Origin of the sequence: Pseudomonas sp. Z4-20, from assembly GCF_051131955.1 — a bacterium.
Taxonomy (GTDB): Bacteria; Pseudomonadota; Gammaproteobacteria; order Pseudomonadales; family Pseudomonadaceae; genus Aquipseudomonas; species Aquipseudomonas marvdashtae.
The window spans coordinates 1,717,862-1,739,631 of record NZ_CP071641.1 but is presented as its reverse complement, the minus strand read 5'-3'; the positions used below and the strand labels follow the sequence as shown (position 1 = coordinate 1,739,631).

General features: G+C 62.6%; 21 protein-coding genes. 2 read left to right on the top strand and 19 right to left on the bottom strand.

Going from position 1 to position 21,770, the window contains the following annotated elements:
• Positions 1 to 4: 4 nt before the first annotated feature.
• The 4 genes from fabD to J3P82_RS08075 form a co-directional block, all read right to left on the bottom strand.
• The gene (gene fabD / locus J3P82_RS08090; protein WP_434562083.1) at positions 5 to 943 is read right to left on the bottom strand and encodes an ACP S-malonyltransferase; all 939 of its coding nucleotides are present in this window, start codon (positions 941 to 943) and stop codon (positions 5 to 7) included.
• A gap of 123 nt (positions 944 to 1,066) precedes the next feature.
• Positions 1,067 to 2,077: a phosphate acyltransferase PlsX gene (gene plsX, locus J3P82_RS08085; RefSeq protein WP_434562081.1), complete on the bottom strand. Its 1,011-nt coding sequence runs from the start codon at positions 2,075 to 2,077 to the stop codon at positions 1,067 to 1,069.
• Between the two features lie 4 nt (positions 2,078 to 2,081).
• Positions 2,082 to 2,264, bottom strand: coding sequence for a 50S ribosomal protein L32 (rpmF, locus tag J3P82_RS08080; RefSeq protein ID WP_003179396.1), 183 nt, complete (start codon positions 2,262 to 2,264; stop codon positions 2,082 to 2,084).
• A gap of 13 nt (positions 2,265 to 2,277) precedes the next feature.
• Complete coding sequence (locus J3P82_RS08075) at positions 2,278 to 2,805, bottom strand: YceD family protein (protein WP_014339505.1); 528 nt, start codon at positions 2,803 to 2,805, stop codon at positions 2,278 to 2,280.
• A 105-nt stretch (positions 2,806 to 2,910) separates the two neighbouring features.
• On the opposite strand from J3P82_RS08075, the gene J3P82_RS08070 reads away from it, so the two are divergent.
• Positions 2,911 to 3,489, top strand: coding sequence for a Maf family protein (locus J3P82_RS08070; RefSeq protein WP_434562079.1), 579 nt, complete (start codon positions 2,911 to 2,913; stop codon positions 3,487 to 3,489).
• Positions 3,490 to 3,542: 53 nt separating this feature from the next.
• Here the strand turns inward: J3P82_RS08070 and J3P82_RS08065 are convergent, their stop codons facing one another.
• Genes J3P82_RS08065 through rluC form a run of 3 tightly spaced genes read right to left on the bottom strand, consistent with a single transcriptional unit; the run spans position 3,543 to position 6,161 of the window.
• Entirely contained in the window at positions 3,543 to 4,532 is a 990-nt protein-coding gene (locus tag J3P82_RS08065) for a S49 family peptidase (RefSeq protein ID WP_434562077.1), read from the bottom strand.
• A gap of 20 nt (positions 4,533 to 4,552) precedes the next feature.
• Positions 4,553 to 5,215, bottom strand: coding sequence for an HAD-IA family hydrolase (locus J3P82_RS08060; protein WP_434562075.1), 663 nt, complete (start codon positions 5,213 to 5,215; stop codon positions 4,553 to 4,555).
• Positions 5,205 to 6,161, bottom strand: a complete 957-nt coding sequence (gene rluC, locus J3P82_RS08055; RefSeq protein ID WP_434562073.1) for a 23S rRNA pseudouridine(955/2504/2580) synthase RluC — start codon at positions 6,159 to 6,161, stop codon at positions 5,205 to 5,207. The genes J3P82_RS08060 and rluC overlap by 11 nt, the downstream gene beginning before the upstream one ends.
• Positions 6,162 to 6,859: 698 nt before the next feature.
• On the opposite strand from rluC, the gene rne reads away from it, so the two are divergent.
• On the top strand, positions 6,860 to 10,093 hold the full coding sequence (gene rne / locus J3P82_RS08050; protein ID WP_434562071.1) for a ribonuclease E: 3,234 nt from the start codon (positions 6,860 to 6,862) through the stop codon (positions 10,091 to 10,093).
• A 79-nt stretch (positions 10,094 to 10,172) separates the two neighbouring features.
• Here rne and J3P82_RS08045 read toward each other — a convergent pair whose 3' ends face one another.
• The 12 genes from J3P82_RS08045 to J3P82_RS07990 form a co-directional block, all read right to left on the bottom strand.
• The gene (locus J3P82_RS08045; protein WP_434562069.1) at positions 10,173 to 10,763 is read right to left on the bottom strand and encodes a nucleotidyltransferase family protein; all 591 of its coding nucleotides are present in this window, start codon (positions 10,761 to 10,763) and stop codon (positions 10,173 to 10,175) included.
• 18 nt (positions 10,764 to 10,781) lie between these two features.
• Positions 10,782 to 11,753, bottom strand: coding sequence for an XdhC family protein (locus tag J3P82_RS08040; RefSeq protein ID WP_434562067.1), 972 nt, complete (start codon positions 11,751 to 11,753; stop codon positions 10,782 to 10,784).
• Positions 11,753 to 14,068 carry a molybdopterin cofactor-binding domain-containing protein gene (locus tag J3P82_RS08035; protein ID WP_434562065.1) on the bottom strand — a complete coding sequence of 772 codons (2,316 nt, stop codon included), beginning with the start codon at positions 14,066 to 14,068 and terminating at the stop codon, positions 11,753 to 11,755. Before J3P82_RS08035 ends, J3P82_RS08040 begins: the two co-directional genes overlap by 1 nt.
• Positions 14,065 to 14,535, bottom strand: a complete 471-nt coding sequence (locus tag J3P82_RS08030; RefSeq protein WP_434562063.1) for a (2Fe-2S)-binding protein — start codon at positions 14,533 to 14,535, stop codon at positions 14,065 to 14,067. Before J3P82_RS08030 ends, J3P82_RS08035 begins: the two co-directional genes overlap by 4 nt.
• Positions 14,536 to 14,800: 265 nt before the next feature.
• A complete protein-coding gene (gene murB / locus J3P82_RS08025; protein ID WP_434562061.1) occupies positions 14,801 to 15,820 on the bottom strand; it encodes a UDP-N-acetylmuramate dehydrogenase in 1,020 nt (339 codons plus the stop codon).
• Positions 15,817 to 16,281 carry a low molecular weight protein-tyrosine-phosphatase gene (locus J3P82_RS08020; RefSeq protein ID WP_434562059.1) on the bottom strand — a complete coding sequence of 155 codons (465 nt, stop codon included), beginning with the start codon at positions 16,279 to 16,281 and terminating at the stop codon, positions 15,817 to 15,819. Before J3P82_RS08020 ends, murB begins: the two co-directional genes overlap by 4 nt.
• Entirely contained in the window at positions 16,281 to 17,045 is a 765-nt protein-coding gene (gene kdsB, locus J3P82_RS08015) for a 3-deoxy-manno-octulosonate cytidylyltransferase (protein WP_186611532.1), read from the bottom strand. The genes J3P82_RS08020 and kdsB overlap by 1 nt, the downstream gene beginning before the upstream one ends.
• Entirely contained in the window at positions 17,042 to 17,227 is a 186-nt protein-coding gene (locus tag J3P82_RS08010) for a Trm112 family protein (RefSeq protein WP_003179363.1), read from the bottom strand. The genes kdsB and J3P82_RS08010 overlap by 4 nt, the downstream gene beginning before the upstream one ends.
• Before the next feature lie 23 nt (positions 17,228 to 17,250).
• The gene (gene lpxK, locus J3P82_RS08005; RefSeq protein WP_434562057.1) at positions 17,251 to 18,261 is read right to left on the bottom strand and encodes a tetraacyldisaccharide 4'-kinase; all 1,011 of its coding nucleotides are present in this window, start codon (positions 18,259 to 18,261) and stop codon (positions 17,251 to 17,253) included.
• Positions 18,261 to 18,689, bottom strand: coding sequence for a biopolymer transporter ExbD (locus J3P82_RS08000; RefSeq protein ID WP_186611534.1), 429 nt, complete (start codon positions 18,687 to 18,689; stop codon positions 18,261 to 18,263). Before J3P82_RS08000 ends, lpxK begins: the two co-directional genes overlap by 1 nt.
• On the bottom strand, positions 18,686 to 19,321 hold the full coding sequence (locus J3P82_RS07995) for a MotA/TolQ/ExbB proton channel family protein (RefSeq protein WP_434563748.1): 636 nt from the start codon (positions 19,319 to 19,321) through the stop codon (positions 18,686 to 18,688). Before J3P82_RS07995 ends, J3P82_RS08000 begins: the two co-directional genes overlap by 4 nt.
• 95 nt (positions 19,322 to 19,416) lie before the next feature.
• Complete coding sequence (locus J3P82_RS07990) at positions 19,417 to 21,663, bottom strand: DNA internalization-related competence protein ComEC/Rec2 (protein ID WP_434562055.1); 2,247 nt, start codon at positions 21,661 to 21,663, stop codon at positions 19,417 to 19,419.
• Positions 21,664 to 21,770: the final 107 nt, after the last annotated feature.

Below are 21,770 nucleotides of genomic sequence, written 5' to 3'. Positions count from 1 at the left end.
CTGTTCAGGCTTGCGCTGCGCGAGCGGCAGCGAAAGCGTCTGGGGTATTGAGATTGGAAGTCGATACGCCTTCGGCGCAGCGTTTGTTCAGGCCAGCCAGCACTTTGCCAGGCCCGCACTCGACCAGTTCGGTCGCGCCCTTTGCCGCCAGGGCCTGCACCGTTTCGACCCAGCGAACCGGCTTGTAGAGTTGTTCCAGCAAATCGCGCTTGAGGGTCTCGAGATCCGGTGCCACGTCGGCGCTGACGTTTTGCACGACGGGAATCTGCGGCGCTTGCCACTGGATCGCGGCGATGGATTCGGCAAAGCGCTCGGCGGCCGGGCGCATCAGCTCGCAGTGCGACGGCACGCTGACTGGCAGCGGCATGGCGCGCTTGGCGCCACGGGCCTTGCAGCCTTCAATGGCGCGCTCGACGGCCGCCTTGGCGCCGGCAATGACCACTTGGCCCGGGGAGTTGAAGTTCACTGCACTGACTACTTCGCCCTGTGCCGCTTCAGCGCAGGCGGCCAGCACATCGGCATCGTCCAGGCCGAGGATCGCGGCCATGCCACCCTTCCCGGCCGGAACGGCTTCCTGCATCAGCTGGCCACGACGCTCTACCAGCTTGACCGCATGACCCAGGCTCAAGCTGCCAGCGGCCACCAGGGCGCTGTATTCGCCCAGGCTGTGACCGGCGACAAACGCCGGGCGTGGGCCGCCTTCGGCCAGCCACAGGCGCCACAGCGCAACGGAGGCGGTCAAAATGGCGGGCTGGGTTTTATCGGTTTGATTGAGTTGTTCTTCCGGCCCTTGTTGGGTCAGTGCCCACAAGTCGTAGCCGAGCGCATCGGACGCTTCTTTGAATGTTTCAAGGACCAGTGGGTATTGCGCGCCCAACTCGGCCAACATGCCGAGGGACTGCGAGCCCTGTCCTGGAAAGACGAATGCGAGGGAAGCAGACATGAAAACAAAGCCCCTAATGATCTTGTCGTCAAAAATTGACGCCCCTGGGGGCGCTAGGAAACTGACAGTTGGATGGCCGGTTGAACCGACCGGTCACATTTAAGCATTGTCGGACGAAAACGCCTAAGTTAACAAATCCCCGAGGCGGCCATGAAGCCGTTCCGGCAGGTTTTCCTGGATTTCGATCACAGCCCTGTTGATCGCGCTTTGAAAACCCTGCACGCCCGCCGAGCCATGGCTCTTGATGACAATGCCCTGCAACCCCAGGAAACTCGCCCCGTTGTGCCGCGCCGGCGCCAGGTCGGCCTGCAGTCGCCGCATCAACGGCAGCGCCAGGGCGCCAACCATCCGCGAGGCCAGGCTCTGCTTGAACAACGTCTCGATGCGCTGGCCGATCATGGTTGCCAGGCCTTCACTGGACTTGAGCAGGATATTGCCGACGAAGCCGTCGCAGACCACCACATCGGCCTCGCCACGGTACAAGCCGTCGCCCTCGATGAAACCGATGTAGTTGATACCGCGCGCGCCCTGCAACAACGTCGCCGCCAGCTTGACCTGCTGGTTGCCCTTGATGTCTTCGGTGCCGATATTGAGCAGCGCCACGCGAGGTTGGGCGATGCCGAGGGTCTGCGCCGCAACCGAGCCCATCACGGCGAACTGCAACAGGTGCTCGGCGCTGCAATCGACGTTGGCGCCCAGGTCCAGCAACTGGCAGAAGCCGCGCTGGGTCGGGATCGCAGCCACCATCGCCGGGCGATCGATACCCGGCAGGGTCTTGAGTACGTAGCGCGACAGCGCCATCAGCGCACCGGTGTTACCCGCGCTGACGCACGCTTGGGCCTTACCGTCTCGCAACAACTCAAGGGCCACCCGCATCGAAGCGTCAGGCTTGCCACGCAGAGCCTGGGCCGGTTTTTCGTCCATCGTGATGACTTCGGACGCAGGCGCAATCGATAGGCGCGCGCGATCCACAGCCGATTGGCCGCTGAGCATTTCTTCAAGGAGAGAGGGTTGACCGACGAGGGTCAGGTGTAGCGAGGGCGTGGCATTCAGGCAAGCAAGGCTGGCCTGGACAATGCTGCGGGGACCGAAGTCCCCGCCCATTGCGTCAATCGCGATGACTTGAGCGGACAAGTGATTACTCGTCAGCGCCCTTGTCGATCACTTTACGGCCACGGTATACGCCTTCTGGCGATACGTGGTGACGCAAGTGAACTTCACCGGTGGTTTTTTCTACAGACAGGGTGCTAGCCTCGAGAGCGTCGTGCGAACGGCGCATGTCACGGGCAGAGCGGGATTTTTTGTTCTGCTGAACAGCCATAATTGATTAACTCCTAAACGTTTGGGTCACGCTTTAACTGCGCCAATACACTGAACGGGTTGGACCGCGTTACCTCGTCCTCGCTCGGTTCGGGCTCATCTGCTCCCGCCGGCTGCTGGCATTCTTCCGGATGATGAGCAGGCACAATGGGCAAGGCGAGCAGAAGCTCCTCCTCGATCAGTGACTGCAGATCCAATGGATCTTCGCCCAGTTCCAGCACGTCATAACCTTTCGGCAACGACTGGGTATTCGCACCCTCCTTCACCACGGCGTAACTGCATTCGCTATGGATCGGCAGGGTGACCAGCTCAAGACAACGCTGGCAAACCATTTTGACTTCAGTGTCGATAAAGCTGTGGATGACCACAGATTTACGTTCATCTCGTTCAAAAACGAATTTGGCCTGGACCGTACCGACATTGTCGGAAAGCGGGTCGCAGAGTCTCTTCAAATCGGCCAGCAGCAGTTCACCTTGAAGGGTGGTGCCACGGTCAGCCAATTTGCGCGGGTCAACGTGAGGTGGAATCGGGTCATTCAACATAGGCGCAGCATTATAGGGATGCACCGGGCCATGTCAAAGGAAATTCAGCCCTGTCCGTCACTTGCGCGCCTCGCTAGAATTCGCTCCTGCCTCCTGGAGACGCCCATGCTGCCTTTATTACTTGCCTCAAGCTCGGTCTACCGCCGGGAATTGCTCGCCCGCCTGGGGCTGCCGTTCGTCTGCAGCTCACCGGACATCGACGAAAGCCGCCACGCCGATGAATCCGCGCTCGAACTGGTAAAACGCCTGGCCCGGGAAAAAGCCTTGGCGCTAGCCGCCAGCCATCCGGCGCACCTGATCATCGGATCAGACCAGGTCGCCGTGCTCGACGAGCGCATCCTGGGCAAGCCCCACACCTTCGAAAACGCCCGTGAACAACTACTGGCCGCCAGCGGCGCCCGCGTAACGTTCCTGACGGGCCTGGCGCTGCTTAACAGCCAGACAGGCAACTGCCAGGTCGATTGCGTTCCGTTTACCGTGACGATGCGGACATTGGATCAGGCACGCGTTGAGCGCTACTTGCGGGCGGAGCAGCCGTACGACTGCGCTGGTAGCTTCAAGGCCGAGGGACTGGGCGTGAGCCTGTTTCAGAGCACCGAGGGCCCGGACGCCACCAGCCTGATCGGACTGCCGTTGATTCGCCTGGTGGATATGTTGCTGGCCGAGGGTGCGCAGATTCCCTGAATACCTCGCCACAGGGACCGCATCGCCTTTCAGGTGCGCAGCCTTTCAAAAAATCAGCGCAACGCCGGGCCTTGGAAGCCCATCCACATTGCCAGGTGCTCGGCAATGCTTGCGCCCAGTTTTTTCGAGAAGCGATCGAACGGCGATTCTTCGATGGTGAAATCCACCAGCTCTTTCTCGCCGATCACGTCCCGAGCCACGAAACTCGCGCTGCCCAGGCCATCGATCAAGCCCAGCGGCAACGCCTGCTCCCCGGACCAGACCAACCCGGAAAACAACTCCGGATGCTCCTTGTCCTTCAGGCGTTCGCCCCGCCCTTTCTTGACGCTAGCGATGAACTGCTTGTGAGTCGTGTCCAGCACGCCTTGCCAGAACGCGGTTTCTTCAGGCTTGCGCGGCTGAAACGGATCAAGGAACGACTTATGCTCGCCCGAGGTATAGACCCGGCGCTCGACACCCAGCTTTTCCATGGTCCCGACAAAACCATAACCCGCCGCCGTCACACCGATGGAACCGACCAGACTCGCCTTGTCGGCATAGATCTGGTCTGCCGCACTGGCAATGTAATAGGCCCCGGACGCACCGAGATCGGCGATGACCGCGTAGACCTTGATGTTCGGATGCAACGCGCGCAACCGGACGATCTCGTCATACACATAACCCGACTGTACCGGACTGCCGCCCGGACTGTTGATGCGCAGCACCACACCCTTGACCTTCGGATCCTCGAACGCTGCCCGCAGGCTACCGACGATGTTGTCCGCGCTGGCGGGCTCCTTGTCGGCGATCATGCCTTCGATGTCGATCAGCGCGGTATACGCCGAACCGCCCGCGGCGCTTTTCTCCAGGCTCATCAGCGGTGTGAACAGCATGAGCGCGGCGAAAAGATAAACAAACGTCAGCAGCTTGAAGAAAATGCCCCAGCGGCGCGAACGGCGCTGCTCCTGGACACTGGCCAGCAGAGTCTTTTCCAGCAGCTTCCAGCTTTTATCATCACCGTTCTCGGCGTTTGCCTTGGCCGGTGCCTTCCATTCATCCGTCATGCATGCATCCCCGTCAAAACTTAATCGGCACGCCGGCTCAGCCAGGCGTGCAACTCAGGAAAATGGTCAATGGCCAGGCACGGCTCGAAGGCCTTTAGCGCCTCGATCGTCTGGGCACCATAACTGACAGCCACCGAGCCCATGCCAGCATTGCGCGCCATTTGCAGATCGAACGACGAGTCCCCGACCATCAGCGCCTGTTCGGGCCGCATATCGCAATGAGCAAGGATCTGCTCAAGCATCAATGGGTGCGGCTTGCTGGCGGTTTCGTCCGCGGCTCGGGTGATGTCGAAATAATCGTCCCAGCCGTGAGCCTTCAACACCCGATCCAGCCCGCGCCGAGCCTTGCCAGTTGCGACCGCCAGGCGATAGCCCTCGCCCCGCAACGCATGAAGCGTCTGCGCCACGCCTTCGAACAACGGCGAAGGCTCGGCTTCCAGTGCAATGTAGTGATCGGCGTAATGCTGGCGAAAAACGATTAATTGCTCATCGTCGATCTCCGGATACAGGCTGCGAATCGCCTCCGGCAACCCAAGGCCGATGATGCCTTTTACCGCCAGATCGTCACGCAAGGGAAAACCCGTGCGGTCCGACGCGACATGCATCGCCTCCACGATCCGACCGATGGAGTTGGCCAGAGTGCCGTCCCAATCGAATATGAGCAGCTTGTAATCAGGATGCACTCAACCGCTCCACGGTCTTGGCCCACATGTCATCCACGGGAGCCTGCAATTTCAACTCACCGCCGTCGGGCAGCGGCACGGTCAGCATATAGGCATGGAGAAACAGGCGCTTGCCACCCAGGTCGCGGATTTCCTTGGTGAAATCGTCATCGCCATATTTGCTGTCACCGGCAATGCAATGCCCGGCATGCAGGGTATGGACGCGAATCTGGTGCGTGCGCCCGGTCACCGGCTTGGCCTCGACCATGGTGGCGAAATCGCCGAAGCGACGGAGCACCTTGAATACGGTAAGCGCTTCCTTACCCTCCTCGTTGACTTCCACCATGCGCTCACCCGAGCGCAAGTTGCTCTTGAGCAACGGCGCACGGACCTGCTTCACGGAGGTATCCCAACGACCACGCACCAGCGCCATGTAGCGCTTGTCGACACCATCGCCGCGCAACTGCTCGTGCAGATGCCGCAGCATGCTGCGCTTCTTGGCGATCATCAGCAGACCGGAGGTATCGCGATCCAGGCGATGGACCAGTTCCAGCTCCTTGGTATCCGGACGCAACTGACGAAAGGCTTCGATCACCCCGAAGCTCAGGCCACTGCCGCCGTGGACCGCGATACCCGCGGGCTTGTTGACCACGATCAGCGCCTTGTCTTCGAAGACAATCGAGGCTTCAAGGCGTTGCAACAAACCTTGCGCCAAGGGCACCGGTTCGTCGCGCTCGGGCACCCGAACCGGCGGCACGCGCACGACGTCGCCGGCCTGGAGTTTGTACTCGGGCTTGATCCGACCTTTGTTCACCCGCACTTCGCCTTTGCGCAAGATGCGATAGATCAAGGTCTTGGGCACGCCTTTGAGCCGGGCAAGGAGGAAATTATCGATTCGTTGGCCGGCATATTCCGGCGAGACCTCGAGCAGTTGAACGCCAGGGGTCGAAGGGGCAGTAGTTGTCATGGCCGCGATGATAACAATTTTTTATGGAATTGAAGCACTTAATCATTGCTGCTATAGTCGCGAACGCCGCCAAAAGTGGCTGGCCAGCGGACTAGCGGTTAAAAACCGGCCCTGACCAACGCAATTCACGAGGACGAGAGGCCGTCCTACGGGGCTTTTGCTACGTAACGGTAGAGTTTTCGAGTGTAACGAGCGCAGGTGACATGAGGCCTGAAATACGCCGCAAAGCAGAGTTTTGACTCGCCTTGCGCGCCACATTCATGGCCAGTTCACAAAGTGCAGTCACTTGGGAACGACCCCGAGCGAGAGCTTCGGAAACAACGCCTAAATTAGCCATGATGCGTGACCTCCCCTTTCGGAGCTCACGGTAAATGCCAACCCGCTGCGGATTCTGCGCGCGGCAGCACCCGAATTATCAGGGATACGTGTAGGGTGGAGATGTACAACCGTCGGACTGTGTAGCATTAGGCTTATATTTAGACGCTTCATCTCGTCCACAGACGCCGGTTGATTCCTCCTCCTGACTGAGTGCTTGAGTACCAGCAAGCAGGACGCGTCCGTCGCGACTTCGCCATCATTGGGTCGAACTCGCTGGACACTGGAATGGCCCGCCATTACCAGGACGCACCTGACACCGACCGTGAGAAGTCGTGTGTGCCGAACGCCGTTTCCGGCAGCCCGGAAACCGACGGTACTACATGAAAAGAATGCTGATTAACGCAACTCAACCCGAAGAGTTGCGTGTTGCACTGGTAGACGGCCAGCGCCTCTACGACCTGGATATCGAATCCGGTGCACGCGAGCAGAAGAAGGCCAACATCTATAAAGGCCGGATTACTCGCATCGAACCAAGCCTTGAGGCTGCCTTTGTCGATTTCGGCTCCGAGCGCCACGGCTTCCTGCCCCTCAAAGAAATCTCCCGCGAATACTTCAAGAAGGCCCCTGAAGGCCGCGTCAACATCAAGGACGTCCTGAGCGAAGGCCAGGAAGTCATCGTCCAGGTCGAAAAAGAAGAACGTGGCAACAAGGGCGCCGCCCTGACCACCTTCATCAGCCTCGCCGGCCGTTACCTGGTCCTGATGCCGAACAATCCGCGTGCCGGTGGTATCTCCCGCCGCATCGAAGGCGAAGAGCGCAACGAACTGCGTGAAGCCCTCAACGGCCTGGTCGCCCCCGCCGACATGGGCCTGATCGTGCGCACTGCCGGCCTTGGCCGCAGCAGCGAAGAAATGCAGTGGGACCTCGACTACCTGCTGCAACTGTGGACCGCCATCAAAGAAGCCTCGCTGGATCGCTCCGCGCCATTCCTGATCTACCAGGAAAGCAACGTGATCATCCGCGCCATCCGCGACTACCTGCGCCAGGACATCGGCGAAGTGCTGATCGACAGTGTCGAAGCCCAGGACGAAGCCCTGACTTTCATCCGCCAGGTGATGCCGCAGTACGCCAGCAAGATCAAGCTCTACGAAGACAGCGTCCCGCTGTTCAACCGTTTCCAGATCGAAAGCCAGATCGAAACCGCCTTCCAGCGCGTCGTCGAACTGCCGTCCGGCGGCTCCATCGTCATCGATCCGACCGAGGCCCTGGTGTCCATCGACATCAACTCGGCGCGCGCCACCAAAGGCAGCGACATCGAAGAAACCGCGCTGCAGACCAACCTTGAAGCCGCCGAAGAAATCGCCCGTCAGTTGCGCCTGCGCGACATCGGCGGACTGATCGTCATCGACTTCATCGACATGACCCCGGCCAAGAACCAGCGCGCCGTGGAAGAGAAGGTCCGTGAGTGCCTGGAAGCCGACCGCGCCCGCGTACAGGTCGGTCGTATCTCGCGTTTCGGCCTGCTGGAAATGTCCCGTCAGCGCCTGCGTCCATCGCTGGGTGAAAGCAGCGGCATCGTTTGCCCTCGCTGCAACGGCACCGGCATCATCCGTGACGTTGAATCGCTGTCCTTGGCGATCCTGCGCCTGATCGAAGAAGAAGCCCTGAAAGACCGCACCGCCGAAGTCCGCGCCCAGGTGCCGATTCCAGTGGCAGCGTTCCTGCTCAACGAGAAACGCAACTCGATCACCAAGATCGAACTGCGCACCCGGGCCCGTATCGTCATCCTGCCGAACGATCACCTCGAGACGCCGCACTTCGAAGTGCAGCGCCTGCGCGATGACAGCCCGGAAGCCCACACCAACCAGTCGAGCTACGAAATCGCTGCTGCCGCTGCCGAAGTGGAAGAAGTCCAGCCCGCTGCGGCGACTCGCACCCTGGTTCGCCAGGAAGCGGCGGTCAAGACTGCCCCAGCCCGCGCCAACGCTCCGGTCCCGACCGAAGTCGCCGCCCCGGCCCCTGCCCCAGCGGCCGCGCCAGAACCGAGCCTGTTCAAGGGCCTGGTGAAATCCTTGGTCAGCCTGTTTGCCTCCAAGGAAGAGCCTGCCGCTCCGGCCGTCGTCGCCAAGCCTGCCGCTACCGAGCGTCCGGCCCGCAACGAGGAGCGCCGTAACGGTCGCCAGCAGACCCGCAATCGCAACGGTCGCCGTGACGAAGAGCGCAAGCCGCGCGAAGAACGCGCGCCCCGTGAAGAACGAGCGCCACGCGAGCCGCGCGAAGAGCGTCAGCCACGCGAAGCCCGCGAGGAAACGCCAGCGACTCCAACCGTAGCCCGTGAAGAGCGCGCACCGCGTCCTCCACGTGAAGAGCGTCAGCCGCGTGCACCGCGCGAAGACCGCAAGCCGCGTGGCGAACGTGAAGAACGTGTCCGCGAACTGCGTGAGCCACTGGATGCCGCACCAGCTGCCGCCGCTGGCGCCGCACCGGCTGAAGAGCGCCCGGCCCGCCAGCCTCGCGAAGAGCGCGCACCGCGTCAGCCGCGTGAAGAGCGTCAACCACGCGCCGAGCAGGCAGCCGCCGCTGCCAGCGAAGAAGAAGTGCTGAACAGCGAAGAGCAGTTGCAGGAAGACGGCCAGGACAATGCCGAAGGCGATCGTCCACGCCGCCGCTCCCGTGGCCAGCGTCGTCGCAGCAACCGCCGCGAGCGTCAACGTGATGCTAATGGCAACGTGATCGAAGGTTCGGAAGAGTCCGAATCCGCCGAGAACGCCGAAGCGCCAAGCGGCGCGGATCTGGCCGCAGGCCTGGCCGTCACCGCGGCAGTGGCCAGCAGCGCGATCAGCGCCCCGGCCGAAGCCCAGGCACACGAGCAGGCTGAACGCGCCACCGCTGCGGTGGAAGACGCCCCGGTTGAAGCGCCAGTCGTCGAAGCGACCACGCCAGTACAAGCCACCGCTTCGCCGGAAGTGGAACTCGCGCCGGTTCCCGACGCAGAGCCTGAAGTCCAAGCCGCCGCCGAGCCGGCACCGGTCGTCGAGCAGCCAGTGGCCGCCGCCGAACCTGCCGTCGAAGCTCCGGTGCAGGAAACCCCGGCCGAGGAAGTTGCGCCCGAACCTGTTCGTGAAGAGCAGACGACGTTCAACTGGCACGCAGAACCCGCAGCGCCAGCGCCAATCGCCGAGCCTGAGCCGGTGAAAACCGTAGAAGCGCAAGTGATCGAGCCTGCTCCGGAGGTCGAAGCTGCCTCGGTGGAAGAGCCTGCGCCAGTGATCGAGGCTCCTGCGGTTGTCGAAGCTCCGGCCCCGGTTGAGGCACCTGCACCTGTCAGCGCCTTGGCTCCGAATGGCCGCGCTCCGAATGATCCGCGTGAAGTGCGCCGTCGCAAGCGTGAAGCCGAGCGCCTGCAGAAGGAAGCCGAACAGGCTGCCGCTGCCGCTGCCCTGGCGCCTGCCGCCGAACCGACGCCAGTCGTGGAAGCCGTCGAAGCCCCTGCCCCGGTTGCCGAAACCGCAGCAGAGCCAGCGATCGACGAACCTCAGCAGTCCGCTGAAGAAGTTGCACCGCACCACCCTGAAGCCCTGGAAAAAGAGCACGAGCCTAAACCTCACGCCTGATTCCATCGCCCAGTAAAAAGCCCCGCCTGGTGATGCCAGGCGGGGCTTTTTTATGCCTCAGTGGATCTGATCGAGTGAGTTATCTAAAAACCAGTGCCTCAGGCACATCGACATCCCACGTCACACCTGGATCGTCCACCGGCACGTGGACCACGTGCGCCCCGGCTAACAGCACCTTGGCGCCGCGATCACCCGTCAAGGCCATCAGTGGCGGACCCAACGCGCGACCGAATCCCACCGGATGCCCATGCTCCCCGGCAAGCACCGGCACGCTGACGCCATCCTCGCGCATCCCCGCCATCACCCCTTCGAAGCTCGACGGCAAGATGAACGGCATGTCGCCCAACACGATCAGCCAGCCATCAAGGTCCGGGCACGCCCGGACGCCGGCGGCAATGCTGTCGCCCAGGCCGGGCGAGTCCAGCTCCACGTAATCGCACCCGTAGGCCTGGGCCATGCGAATGGCCTGCGGACGATCGTTGCGGGTCACCAGCACGCGCTTTTCCAGGGAGGACGGTAAATTGGCCAGCACATGTTCGATCACTGAGCGCACCGCACCGTCACGCCCGGTGCAATCGGCCAGCAACTTATCCTTGTCGGCACCGGCAACCTCACGGAAACGGCGACCCGATCCCGCCGCAAGAATGATCACGCCAATGGACCCAGTCATAACCTGCTCCTTTGTGGCTTACAGCGGTTTCTTCTGCCGCAGTTCGATGCCATTTTTGATGGCAACGATTTCCGCCAGCAACGACAAGGCGATTTCCGCTGGTGTATGGCTGCCGATGTGCAGGCCGATAGGGCCATGCAGCCGTTCGATGGCCTGTGCCGACAAGCCTAGCTGAGCCAGGTTGTCCCGGCGTTTCTGGCTGTTGACCCGCGACCCCAGGGCGCCCACATAAAAGGCCTTGGAATCGAGGGCGGTCAACAAGGCCATGTCGTCCAGGCGCGGGTCATGGGTCAGCGCCACGATCGCCGTGCGCTCATCAGTCTGGATGCTCAGCACCGCTTCGTCGGGCATGCCGGTCACGAAGCGGCCATGCTGCTCTTCCCAGCCGTAGACGAATTCCTTGCGCGGATCGCAGATCAGCACTTCGAAATCCAGCAGCCGGGCCATCTCCGCGACGTAACGGGACAGCTGCCCAGCGCCGATCAACAGCAGCCGCCAACGCGGCCCATAAATCGCCCGCAGTGTCTCGCCATCAAACACTAAAGCATCGCTTTTACTGGCCGGCACCAACGACACGCTACCGGTGGCGACGGTCAATTCCCGGGCGACAATCTCATGGGCCTCGCAACGCTCCAGCAAGTCGGCAACCCACTGTGGATCGCCCACTCGCTCCTCCGTCAGGCGCAAGGTGCCGCCGCACGGTAGGCCGAAGCGCGCTGCCTCCTCGCGGGTGACGCCATAGGTGATCAACTGCACCGGCGGGCCGTCCGCCGGAATCCGGTCGTCGTGCAACCGGGCAATCAAGTCATCTTCGACACAACCGCCCGACACCGAACCGATTACCACGCCATCCTCGCGCAGGGCCAGCATGGCGCCGGGAGGCCGTGGCGCGGTGCCCCAGGTCTGGACTACGGTGAACAACACCACGCGCTGCCCGGCGCGGCGCCACGCCAGCACGCTGCGCAGGACATTCAGGTCAACGCTGTCCATCAGGCTTTGGCCTGTTGCCAGCCTTGCAGCTGATAACGCACGGGCAGATCGCGGATACGCTTGCCGGTGGCTGCAAAAATCGCGTTGCACAGCGCCGGTGCGATCGGCGGCACGCCTGGCTCACCCACGCCGCCCAAGGGCACTTCACCCGGCGGCGTGACCAGATGCACCGCCACTTCCTTGGGCGCCAGGGACATGCGCGCCACTTCGTACATGTGGAAGTTATCTTGCTGGACCTTGCCGTCCTTGAAGCTGATTTCCCCCACCATCGCATTACCCAAGCCCATGACGCAGGCGCCTTCGAACTGGGAGCGGATGCGCTCGGGGTTGATCTGTGGCCCACAATCCACGGCAATGTCGGCCTTGTGCACGATCACCGTGCCGTCATCCTTGACCTCGACTTCGATCACCGCCGCGACGTAAGTGACGAAACTGTAGTGCACCGCCAGCCCCAAGCCCCGGCCCTTGGGCAGTTCGCGCCCCCAGCCGGCGGCTTTTGCGGCAGTCTCCAGCACAGTACGGATCCGCGCCGTATCGATGGGATAACGCTCGGGGGATTCGCCGTAGTTCCAATCGTCGTTCAGGCTGTTCGGATTGATCTTGCGGTCCGGCCCCAGCAACTTGAGGTGATACTTCAGAGGATCCTGGCCGGCCTTGTGGGCCAATTCGTCGATGAAGCTCTGGATCGCAAAACCGTGGGGAATATTCGACACCGAGCGGTACCAGCCCACCCGGGTATGAGCCACTGCCTCGGGATTTTCCAGGCGCATGTTGGCAATCGCATAGGCCATGTTGGTCACGCCCATTCCTACTTCGAACGGCGCTTCGTGGGTCATGCCCGGAGCGAACAACGCGGTGATGGTCGGCGCCACGGTGCGATGCAGCCAACCGGAAGGCATGCCGTCCTGGTTCAGGCTGGCCTTCAGGTATTGGGCCGATACGGTGTGGAAATACGAATGGTGGATGTCATCCTCGCGGGTCCATTGCACCCGTATCGCCTGACCGGGAAACTCCTTGGCGAGCACGGCGGCTTCGACGACGAAGTCGGGTTTCGACTTGCGTCCGAAACCACCGCCCAACAAGGTGATGTTCACCGTGACCTTCTCGAAAGGAATGCCCAGGCGTTCGGCGACACGTTCGCGGGTCACCTGCGGTGCCTGGCTCGGGGCCCAGGCTTCGCATTGGCCATCCTTGAACCGGGCGACGGCGACCATCGGCTCCATTGGGGACTGGGACAGGTGCGGCAGATAATACGAAGCTTCCAACGTCGAATCGGCCTTGGCCCATGCGCCATCGAGATCACCGGTGCTGCCCAGGACTTTTCCAGGCTGGCGAGCAGCCGCTTCCAGTTCCTTGCGATAGGCAATGGAGTCGTAACCGGCGTTCGGGCCGTCGTCCCACTCTATTTTCAGCGCTTCGCGGCCCTTGATCGCCGCCCAGGTATTTTTCGCCACCACCGCCACGCCGCCCAGAGGCTGGAATTCCGAAGGCAATGGGCGCCCCTCGATCTGGAGCACCTTGACCACGCCTGGTACTTTCAACGCCGCGCTGCTGTCGACGCTCTTGACCTTGCCGCCATAGACCGGCGGCCGCGCGATGACGGCATAGAGCATGCCGTCGAAATGCACGTCGGCACCGAAGACTGCGCGACCGTTGACGATGTCCGCGCCGTCGATGGCACGGCTCGCCTCCTTGCCGATGTAACGAAATTCCGAAGGCTGCTTGAGGCGCAGGTTCTCGCGGGGCGGCACCGGCAAGGCACTGGCTGCGGCAGCCAAGGCGCCATAACCCAGCTCCCGCCCGGAAGGCTGGTGCACCACTTTGTGCAGCTGCGCGCGGCATTCGCCTACCGGCACGTTCCATTGTGCAGCGGCGGCCAGTTCCAACATGGTCCGCGCGGCGGCACCGCAACGGCGCATCGGCTCGTACCAATGGCGCATGCTGCGCGAGCCGTCGGTGTCCTGGTTGCCGAAGCGCGCCTCATCTGCCGGTGCCTGCTTGACCTTGACCAGCGCCCAGTCGGCGTCCAGTTCGTCGGCCACCACCATGCTCAGGCTGGTGCGCACACCCTGGCCCATCTCGGAACGGTTACAGATCACCGTCACGCTGCCGTCGGCGGCAATGCTCAAGTAGACCTTGGGGTCGTCGACCGCGCCATTGGGCATGCCCTCGGCGCCAAATTTCTTTTCCTCGGCGAAGGCATCCGGCAGGCCCCACGTGGCCGCCAGCACCAGCACACCGGTAGCGCTCGCACCTTTCAGGAAACCACGACGGCTGAGGTTGCTCAGGACAAAATCATCAGGCAAGCGGCTCATGCCTTGGCCTCCTTCAGGTGAGTGGAGGCTTGGCGTATCGCGGTCTTGATCCGGTTATAAGTGCCGCAGCGGCAGAGGTTGCCAACCATAGCTTCTTCGATCTGCTCGTCGCTGGGGTTGGGGTTGGTCTTGAGCAGGGCTGTAGCAGACATGATCTGCCCGCCCTGGCAAAAACCGCACTGAGCTACCGCGGTGTCCAGCCAGGCTTTCTGCACCACCTGCCCGACCGGGTCGACGTGAAGCGCGTCGATGGTGCTGACGCTTTGCCCCTTCACCGAGCCGATCGGCGTGATGCAACTGCGAGCAGGGGCGCCGTCGATGTGGATGGTGCAGGCGCCGCACAAGCCCATGCCGCAGCCGAACTTGGTGCCGTTGTAACCGGCCACGTCACGGATCGCCCACAGCAGCGGCATGTCCTCGGTCACATCCAGTTGGTGATCTTTTCCATTGAGTTTCAGGGTAATCATGGGCACGCCCGCATCGTCATCGAGTTATGGGGTCGAGCCATCTGCCGTTTGGTTATCGGTTCGGTGTCGCAGACTGGCTCAGGCTAATCGGGCTCTCTTGTGCACACGCGAGCACGCGTCTGCACCGGGCCTCAGGGATGCGTATGCTCGCATCGCCAGCCCGTTAAATTAACCCAGGATCAAGCAAAACGCCCTGCACAATCCTGCACAAATGGTTTTGTGCAGCCTGTCCAGGGCGTTTTTTCCGGCGATTGCGAAGCGCGGGTCAGTACCGATTGGGCTCCATTTCCAGCTCGACCTGAAAACGTTCGGCAATGTCCTTTTGGATGCGCCGAGCCAGTTCAAGCAGTTGCAGGCCGGTCGCATTGCCGTAGTTGACCAACACCAGCGCCTGCAATTTATGCACCCCGGCGTCGCCCTCGCGAAACCCCTTCCAGCCGGCGTGCTCGATCAGCCAGCCAGCGGCGATCTTCATCTGGCCGTCGGGCTGTGGATAAGCCACCAAGTCCGGGTATCGGGCCTTGAGTTGCGCCACGTGGGAGGCCGGCACCAACGGGTTCTTGAAGAAGCTGCCGGCATTGCCCAGCACCGCTGGGTCTGGCAGTTTTTCGCTGCGGATACTGCAGATGGCCCGGCTCACATCCGTGGGCGTTGGCTGATCGATGCCCTGTTCGGTCAATCGCTGGCGGACCGGGCCGTACTCCAAATGCAAGTGCGCGGCACGACTGAGGGCGAAACGCACCCGCAGGATCAACCAGCGCCCGGCCTGTTGCTTGAACAGGCTGTCGCGGTAGGCGAAACCGCACTCCTCAAGGGTGAAATCGCGCAGCTCGTCGGTGTCACGATCCAGCGCGGTGAGGCCAGCGAAGACGTCCTTTATCTCCACCCCGTAGGCGCCGATATTCTGCATCGGTGCCGCACCCACCGTACCGGGAATCAGGCTGAGGTTCTCCAGCCCCGACCAACCTTGCGCCAGCGTGTACTGGACAAAAGCGTGCCATGGCTCGCCCGCCTCGGCCTCGACCACCACGCGCTCGCCGTCATCACTGAGCAGGCGGACGCCTTGGCTGGCCATGCGCAACACCAGCGCGTCCACGTCGCCGGTCAACAAGAGGTTGCTGCCGCCGCCGATGACCAACAGGGGCATGTCTTGCTCGGCGGCGTAGGCCAAGGCCTCACGGACATCCTCGTCGTTGTGGGCCTGGGCGAACAACCGGGCGGCGACATCCACGCCAAAGCTGTTGAATGGCTTGAGGCTGACACCCGGCTGGACGTGCAAGGTCATAACCGCCCCTTCAGTTCGACCACCAGGCGATCCGTGGCACGTTCAATCAAATCCAACACCTGCTCGAAACCTTGCTCACCGTCATAGTAAGGGTCTGGTACGTCATCGAGTTCCGCCTCGTAACGACGCAGGAACAGGTCCAGTTCAGCCCTGGCATTGGTCGGTTGCAGGACTTTGAGATTGCGCAGGTTGCTGCTGTCCATCGCCAGGATCAGGTCATAGGCGGCGAAATCGGCGCGCGTCACTTGTTGGGCGCGCTGGGCCGACAAGTCGTAGCCACGGCTCAGGGCCGCGGCCTGGCTGCGCTTGTCCGGTGCCTTGCCGACGTGCCAGTCACCGGTGCCGGCGGAGGCGACCTCCACCTGAGCGTCCAGCCCGGCTTCGCGCAACTTGTGGCGCAAGATGCCTTCGGCCGTGGGCGATCGGCAGATATTGCCGAGACAGACAAACAAAACCCGCATCAGGCCTCCAGCAAGCGCCGAACGCGCTCAAGATCTTCAGCGGTATCGACACCGGTCGGCGGAGCGATCAGTGCATCGGCCACATGGATTCGTACGCCGTGCCACAGGGCACGCAACTGTTCCAGCGCTTCGGTGTTTTCCAGCCAGCACGGTCCCCAGGCCACGAAGTCGTGGAGGAAGCCGGCGCGGTAGGCGTAGATGCCGATATGGCGGCGGTACGGCACGCCTTCGGGCATCACGTCCCGGCTTTGCGCGAAGGCATCCCGCGCCCAGGGCAACGTCGCGCGGCTGAAGGTCAAGGCCAGGCCATTGAGGTCGCTGATCACCTTGACCACATTGGGATTGAACAACGCTTGCACGTCGTCGATCGGCTCAGCCAGGGTCGCCATGCGCGCTTCGGGATGGGCCGCCAGGTTAGCCGCGACCTGGTCGATCACACTGGGCGGGATCAACGGCTCGTCGCCTTGTACGTTGACCACGATGGCGTCGGGTTCAAGGCCCAGTTTCGTGGCGACTTCCGCCAGTCGATCGGTGCCGGAATTATGATCTTCGCGGGTCAGCACCACTTCGGCGCCAAACGCCTCGCAGGCTTCGACGATGCGCGCATCGTCAGTCGCGACCACCACGCGCTGGGCGCTGCTTTTGCTGGCCTGTTCCCAGACGTGCTGGATCATCGGCTTGCCGGCGATCAACAACAACGGCTTGCCCGGCAGGCGCGTCGAGGCGAAGCGCGACGGAATGACGACGGTGAAGGCTGTGGTCATTTATCCAGGCGCTCGTCAGTGGTCAGGGTGCGGGCTTCGCTCTCGAGCATCACCGGGATGCCGTCGCGAATCGGATAGGCCAGGCCGGCACCCTTGCTGATCAGTTCGGTCTTGTCGGCGCTGAGCTTGAGCGGGCCTTTGCAAACTGGGCAGGCCAGAATATCGAGCAATTTGGTGTCCATGGAATTCCCCTGGGTAAAAGATTTTAAGGCAAGAGCCGATCCGGCAACAGGCGCATCAATTGCCTATCGAACCAGGCCGCGAAGGCTGGCGACGGTGCGGCGTCCACCGCCAGGTACCACCAGTGCGGCGCGGCGAAGGCACGGCACTTGACCGCGTCCTTTTCCGTCATGACCACTGGCAGGGTTGGCGTGAAATTCAAGGCCTGGGCACTGTATTCGGCGTGATCGGCAAACCCGTGCGGTATAGGCCGCCAGTGTAGCGTTTCGAGGGTCTTGAAGAAACGCTGCGGATTGCCGATACCGGCCACGGCGTGCAGGGCCTGCCCGGCTGGGAAGTGGTCGAGGGTGCGCCGCTCTCCACTGGCGAGGTTCACCAGGGCGGTGGGTCGCAATTGGAAGGCGAAGCCGTCTTCGCGGTCGGCGCTGGCGCCGTTGTACAACACCGCATCGACCGATTGCAGGCGTTCGACCGGTTCGCGCAACGGACCGGCAGGCAGGCAACGGCGGTTGCCGAGGCCGCGGGCGTTGTCGATCAGTACCAGTTCAAGGTCCCGGGCCAGGCGGTAATGCTGCATGCCGTCGTCGGACAGGATCAGGTCCAGCGGCTCGGCTTCCAGCAGCGCGCGGACCGCGCGACTGCGATCAGGGTCGATCATCAACGGCACACCGGTGCGCTGGACGATCAGCAGCGGCTCGTCACCCGCGATGTCGGCGCCCTGCTCGGCCTGGACCCGCCAAGGCAGTTGCGGCGGCTTGGCTCCATAGCCACGACTGACCACGCCAACCCGCAAGCCACTGCGCTGGCAATGTTCGATCATCCACAGGATCAACGGCGTCTTGCCGGTACCGCCAACGGTAATATTGCCGACCACGATCAGCGGCACGGGGGGTTGGTAGATCTCGCCGTCGCCCGCCAGGAAGCGTTCGCGCTTGCTCACCACCACACGTCGATACAGCCATTCCAGCGGTCGCAACAGCGTCAGGGCCGGGTGACCTTCGTACCACGCGGCAAGCAATCGATCGGACATGGCCATCAGGGCGCCGGCGCCGCCTCGACCGTCGTCATGCGCAGGTGGCTGAAGCCGAGCTTGCCGGCCGCGTCCATGGCGGTGATAACGGATTGGTGAGGGGTCTTGCCGTCGGCGCTGATGGACAACGGCAGGCTGGTGTCACCGCCGGATTCCTTCTGCAGGGCCTCGATCAGGCTCGCCAGGTCGCTTTTGGGCAGCAAATGGTTGTTCACCGAGAACGCGCCTTCGGCGCTGATGGTGACTTCCAGGTTCTTCAACTGCTGGTCTTCGGCGGGCGAACCACTGACCGCTTGCGGCAATTCGACCTTGAGCTGGGTCTCCCGGGTGAACGTGGTGGTCACGACGAAAAACAGCAGCAGGATGAACACCACGTCGATCAGCGACGCGAGATTGATCTCGATGTTTTCCCGTGGTTTGCGGCGGAATTTCACTGCTTGCCCCCGGCCAGGTCCACGTCACGGTCGCCCTGCACCACCTCGACCAGCTTGATGGCTTCCTGCTCCATGCCCACCACCAACTCGTCGACGCGGCGTTGCAGGAATCGGTGGAAGAACACGGCTGGGATACCGACCATCAGGCCTGCGGCGGTGGTGATCAGGGCCTTGGAAATACCCCCCGCCAACACCGCGGCGTTGGTGGTCATGCCAGAACCGGTGAAGGCACTGAAAATATCGATCATGCCCAGCACAGTGCCCAGCAGGCCCAGCAATGGGGACATGGCCGCGATGGTACCCAGGGCGTTGAGGTAGCGCTCCAGGTCATGAATGACCCGCGCGGCCGCTTCTTCAATGCATTCCTTCATGATCTCGCGACCATGCTTGGAATTCGCCAGGCCCGCCGCAAGAATCTCCCCCAAAGGCGAACTGGCTCGCAGCTCCTTGAGCTTGTCCTTGTTCAGCTGTTTGTCCTTGATCCAGACCCAGACCTGCCCGAGCAGATGCTCCGGGGTCACGCGACTGACCCGCAGGGTCCACAGGCGTTCGGCAACGATACCCAATGCCGCGATGGAACTCAGAATGATCGGCAACATCATCCAACCGCCGGATTTGACCAATTCCCACACAGTGACAGCCCCCTCGAAAAAGTGCGCCACTTTATCATACAGACTCGCCGTGCAGACCCGCCCGGCCGACAACACGGCAAGAACGATGAGCCAGATCAATGCTGCGTCGATGGGCCAGCGGGTGGCGGCTCACGCCAGTATCGACGTTCGCCGGCTAGGGTGTGCGCCGGCCCGAACGCGCCCAGTTGCAGACGAATGGCACCCTGTTTGGCACTGTCATAGATTGTCATGCCCAACCTTCGATAGCGCTCCATCACCCACGGATGCGGATGGCCGTATGCGTTGTTTCGCCCTCGGGAGATCAATACCGAATGAGGCTGCAGGCGCGCCAGCAGCGCAATCGACGATGAGCTGCGGCTGCCATGATGCGGTGACGCCAGCCATTGGGTCGGCGCCCCCAATGGACCGTCGAGCAAGGCGCGCTCGGCATGGGTGTCGATGTCACCCGTCAGCAACAATCGCTCGCCGCCGGCCTCGACCAGCAAGACGCAGGACGTCTGGTTACTTTCGACAGCCGATGCCCATCGCCAGAGCTCGAACCTGACCCCGTCCCACTCCCAGCCTTCACCGCTATCGCACGGGCCCGCCTGCAGATCGACGGCCAGCGTAGCGGGGTCGCCGCTGATCACCCGAGTCGTCGGTAGCCCGTTGCGCACGGCACGGGCGCCGCCGGCGTGATCTGCATCGGCGTGGCTGAGCAACATCAGGTCCAATCCGCGCACGCCGAGCTTGCGCAACGTCGGCACCACCACGCGCTCGCCCGCATCGGCGTCGCCAAAGCGCGGCCCCGCGTCATATAGCAAGGCATGGCGACGGGTGCGCACCAGGACCGCCAACCCCTGGCCAACGTCCAGTTGCCAGATTTCGGCCTGCCCCTGGGGCACTTCTTCCCATGGAGGAAAAACGATCAGCAACAACATCGGCCAACCCAGGATCCGCAACGGCAAGCCCCTGGGCAACAACAGCAACAACGCGCCGAGCGTCGCAAGAGCCCAGGCCCATAGCGGCAAGGCGGGCGGTACCCAAGCCGGTATTCGCCCGGCTGCCAAGGCAAGCCCCTTGAATAGCAGATCGAGCAATCCACCGGCGATCCATAAAAGGCTTTCCCCCACGAACGGGACCGGCAGCAACGCCGTGCCAAGCAGGGCCGCAGGCAATACCAACAAGCTGATCCAGGGCACCGCCAGCAAGTTGATCAACGGACCGCTGAGACTGACCGGCAAACCCAGTATCAGTAACAACGGGCAAAGGCCGAGCGCAATCAGCCACTGGGCGCGGGTCCAAGTCTGCCACCAACGCCAGGGCCCCAGGCGAGCGCCAAACGTGAACATCAATATGGCCACGGCGGCAAACGACAACCAGAACCCTGGCCGCAGGCTCGCCAGCGGGTCCAGCACCAGCACTCCAACGAAGGCCAACAGCCAAGCCCACCAAGGCTTCGCCTGCCGGAAGCGCAAGCGCCACAACAGCACCAGCCCGATCATGGCGCAGGCCCGCCGCACCGGCACCTCGAACCCGGCGAGCAAGCCGTAACCCAGGGCAGCGGCAAAAGCCAGCGCACAGGCCCAGGGCAACCACGGCAGACGCGACGGCCATACGCCATAACGCGCCGCGCCGGCCACCAGTAGATAAACCAGGCCGGCAAGCAAGCCGATATGCTGTCCGGAGATCACCAGTAAATGGACAGTGCCGGTGTCTTGCAGCACCTGCCAATCTTCCCGGGCCAGACCGGCACCGTCGCCTAGAACCAACGCCATCAGCGCGCCGGAGCGACCCTGGGCATCGACTTTTGCCAGCGCCTGGCGCACCCCATCGCGCCAGGCGCCTTCGGCCGGCTGCACCCGCCAACCATCCTTGACCGAGCCGGTCGCGCCAATGCCCCGGCTCAGCAACCACGCTTCATAGTCGAAGCCGTGGGGATTGAGCAGCCCGGCGGGCCTTTTGAGCTTAACCGCCAGGCGCCATTTTTCACCGCTGTTGACCGCCGGCCCGTCGTACCAGGCCAGGCGCATCAACGTCGGCAAGCGTGTGCGTCGGGATTGAGCGTCGGCCAGTTCGAAGCGCACCACGCCGTCACTCTGTTGCGGCAAGCCGACGACACGCCCCTCGACCCAACGGGTCTCACCCTCCAGCGCGGCGGGTAACCGGTCGTCCAATGCAAGCTGCGCCGAGAAACAGGCCCAAGCCAGCCCGAAGAAAAAGAAGCCCACCGGGTAAAGGCGCGATGGCAACACCATCAATGCCGATATCGACATGGCTGCGATCAGCCACAGCGGCGGCAATACCGGTAGAAAAATCGGGGCCAGCAGCCCCAATGCAAGCGCGACCATTGCTGTACGCATAAGCTCATCCTTGAGAGTTCCCTCTCAGGCTTAGCCGGTTCATGGCACCGCGCGCGTTATCAATTGTCACAAAGTCTGAATCTGCCGGCCGTAGAATCCGGACATAC